The organism is Butyrivibrio sp. (genome assembly GCF_017635265.1).
Lineage (GTDB): Bacteria > Bacillota > Clostridia > Lachnospirales > Lachnospiraceae > Butyrivibrio.
The window spans coordinates 1-3,527 of the sequence record NZ_JAGBLU010000123.1; the positions used below are offsets into that span (position 1 = coordinate 1).

At 38.3% G+C, this 3,527-nt stretch carries 3 protein-coding genes; all 3 read right to left on the reverse strand.

Annotated elements, in window-relative coordinates:
* Nucleotides 1-1,209: 1,209 nt before the first annotated feature.
* On the reverse strand, nucleotides 1,210-2,415 hold the full coding sequence (locus J6O61_RS15315; protein ID WP_292214973.1) for an adenylosuccinate synthetase: 1,206 nt from the start codon (nucleotides 2,413-2,415) through the stop codon (nucleotides 1,210-1,212).
* On the reverse strand, nucleotides 2,412-3,311 hold the full coding sequence (locus J6O61_RS15320) for a hypothetical protein (protein ID WP_292214975.1): 900 nt from the start codon (nucleotides 3,309-3,311) through the stop codon (nucleotides 2,412-2,414). Before J6O61_RS15320 ends, J6O61_RS15315 begins: the two co-directional genes overlap by 4 nt.
* 5 nt (nucleotides 3,312-3,316) lie before the next feature.
* Nucleotides 3,317-3,527 (reverse strand): hypothetical protein (locus tag J6O61_RS15325; protein ID WP_292214976.1); only part of this gene is annotated, 211 nt, incomplete at its 5' end.

Here is a 3,527-nt window from a genome sequence, read left to right on the forward strand (position 1 = left end):
TAAAGGGTACGACAATGCTAGTTTTGGCATATACGGCTATTCTTTATTCTCAGCACCATTTTAACAGGTAACTTGGGAAAAAAATATATATTACATTTCTTCCCCTATCTTTCTGGTTTTCTTTGGGTAAGATAATGATTATTACGTTTCTTACCCTGGCTTTCTACTTTTCCTCGGGTAAAATATTGATTATTTCATTTCTTACCCTGGCTTTCTACTTTTTCTCGGGTAAAATATTGATTATTTCTTTTCTTACCCTGGCTTTCTACTTTTCCTCGGGTAAAATATTGATTATTTCATTTTTTACCCTGACTTTCTACTTTTCCTCGGGTAAAATATTGATTATTTCTTTTCTTACCCTGTCTTTCTACTTTTTCTCGGGTAAAATATTGATTATTTCATTTCTTACCCTGTCTTTCTACTTTTCCTCGGGTAAAATATTGATTATTTCTTTTCTTACCCTGGCTTTCTACTTTTTCTCGGGTAAAATTTGGATTATCAAAGCGAATTGGGTATATAGTCATATTTTTTAAGTTAACACATCCATCGACAGTTATTTTTAGGAAGTGAAATTGGGCATATACGAGAAAAAATGGATTGCCACATCCATTGAATAAGTGATTCGAGACAATCAATCATTTATAAAAGGATGTGTAAACTTCAAAAATGCCGTATATACCAAAAATCGCAAGTCAAAAACATTGGCGAGGGATGTGGTAATCTTGTAAAACAGGAAATATGCCCAAATTACGTTTTATTGCGGGTGAACGACCTATTTAAAGCAAGCTATATATCAAAACAACGCTTTAACGCTTTGTATGCAGCATTCGAAAGCTGCGTCCATGGAGCCTTGAAAGTAGCCTTCCATACTGTTCTCGGATTCAGAGCCCGAGGCTCTTGTAACCAGCCACACCGCAGGTGCTTGCCGTTGACGGGTTCTGAGGGAAACGCTACAATTCTGAATCCGACGGTGCGCAAATCTAATTACTGTTCCCATCATCCTCACCGTCGGCTCGCAGACCAAGGTGTTTTCCTCAGGTTCAGTCAATGGTGGCGGACGTTGCCAATCACTTACGCATATACAAAGAGAGAGGATTCTGATGCATGCTAATTGCAAACATCAGAATCCTCTCTCTAATCTACAGCGTAACAAATTGAGAATGAAGTTGTGAATAATCCCATTCTCTTCCACTGCCTCTAAGTTGTATTTTAGTATCTTTCCCAAAAGCCACATACATTGGAAAAGCCATATTTAGTTTTCAGAATATCTTTTAGCTTATCAAAAGGAATCTCTTCATCCTTAAAATAAATGGAGCCGTCAGTTTCATTAAGATGTGTAATAAAGATAGAAAGCTCCGTTTCTTTCACGCTTCTAAACTGCCCTACGCTTCTATAATCATCTTTTACAGGTAGTACAAAGTCTTCAATATCCTGATGCCTTGCGTATCTGATAGAGCCCTGCCACTCATTATCTATGTTGGTAAGGTCCATGGTTACTTCGGGAAATTCATTTCTGTCACACTCTCCCGGAAGTGGTCCGTTACCATGCCTTGTAACATAAGATCTGGTAACATAAACCGCTCTATCAAGTTTCAAATTTCTTTCATCAATAAAAGATGCTATATTCCAAAGACCTGTCTTTGACGGTGTAAGGTACGGAGCAAACTTTTTGTAGTCATTATCAAGCAAAAGCCCCTGTCCCGTCTCAAAAACAACCTGTTTATAGCCAAGCAGGAAATCAGAAGAAGCATCTATTATTTCAATGTGCTTCACCGTCTCCTTTATGCTCTCTGCAAAATTTGCAAGGGCGTCACTGTTTGTGAGCATATCATAATAATCCGCTCTTCTTCCAGGATTGTTGCGTTCAAACAGGTCACATATAGAGTCAAGATCTCTCTGACCATATTTTTCTCTAAAATCGACCAGTATATCAAACAGCTCTTTTAGAGACTTATCACAAACATCAGCAACTGTAAGAACAAGTCCATTTTCATGCCTGTTCAGACATTCATTGATTCCCATTCCGCAGCTGCCGTGACGATTTTTCCCTCTGGCAGATTCGATGAACATATTTCGAAGCACATCATCTATAATTGTAATCCTTGTGCCATTTTCGGCGTAAATCTTCGGAGTAAAACCATAAACAGCCTCAAACTCTTTTAATTCATTGCCAAGCTGATACAAGTCTACCAAAAACGTATCCGCAAGTAGCGTATCTGCGCCGAATTCTGCCCCTGATCCTATCTGGTGATGAATAAACCTTTTGCCGCTCTTATCTTCAACGGTATGCCCGGCTTGTCCTCCGCCATTATGCTTTATGATAAGAGTTCTTTTATTGCTTTGAGCAAACGAGGCGCAGACAAGCCCTTTACCTTCATCTCCAAAGTTTTTACCAATGACAGCAATTGTTTTCATAAACTTATTCCGTTATCTGCAAAGGAAAGCCTTGAAAGCGCAGCACTTATAGAAGGTCTGTCAAGCTCCTCCCACTGTTCCAACACTTCGTCAAGCTTTTTACCTTTCTGCAACTGAATTGTGCTGATGATTATTTCAGGAATATTGCCGATATGCTGCCTTTCAATAATGATCGTGTGCCCCGCCAAAAGCTCCTGATTTTCTATGTTTCCGTGGTCAATCATAATGTGAAATACATTAAACTTTTTCTGTACTTCAGCAAGTACCGCTTCCCTGGAAACATATCCGGTTCTATCACCAATAACTCTTTTAATAGTTTCATTTACATAATCTTTTCTTATTCTTGCCTTGTCACCGATTGTAAAAAGGAATCCCTTTTCATTTCTCTTATTGATGGCATCAATGTTTGTATGATGGGCAAGGAACTCCCAAAGGCATGTAGGTACTACTTCGCCATTGCCATTGTTTTCAAAATAAATATCCAAAAGCTGCTGCGCAATACGGATATCAGATTCAAACTGAGTAACCTGAAGTGGTGAATTGTCCAGATAATCACCGTATGCTGCGCACATTAAAGCCGGATCTTCTACAGCTCCTGTAGAGTACAATTTTGTGATAAGCTCATTTAAAGCGTTTGTAGCAACTTCAACTGCCAGATATCCCATAGACCCAGTGACATCAAGGCCAACAACGATAGGTGTTGTATTTGGATGATCTTCTGAATCAAAACACTCTCTTGTTCCTATATATTTTGGATCATATTTAGGATCACATTGCTTTTTTGTAAAAACCTCTTCTACGCTCTGGTTTCTTGACAAATTTCTGCTGTTTTTTAGTTTAGCCCAATCTGATGCTGAATAACTTCCATATCCCATTTTCTTATTCCCCTTTTTCATATATATTATTTAGGCGTTTGTGAAACGCCAAAAGCTGCATAAATACGGCACTTTTGCTCTATAAAAAATGAATAACCCCTCACCGGATATGGTACAATAGAATTGACGAGAAACCACTGACCAATACCAAGAAAGGAGTTATTCTGATATATATGATACCATATAAACAGCTTTCTTTGGCTGATATCTATGCAGATTGCCAAGATAAATTTGAAA

Coding starts and splice junctions, on each gene's coding strand:
- J6O61_RS15315 (WP_292214973.1), bottom strand. CDS start 2,415: ATGAAAACAATTGCTGTCATTGGTAAAAACTTTGGAGATGAAGGTAAA.
- J6O61_RS15320 (WP_292214975.1), bottom strand. CDS start 3,311: ATGAAAAAGGGGAATAAGAAAATGGGATATGGAAGTTATTCAGCATCA.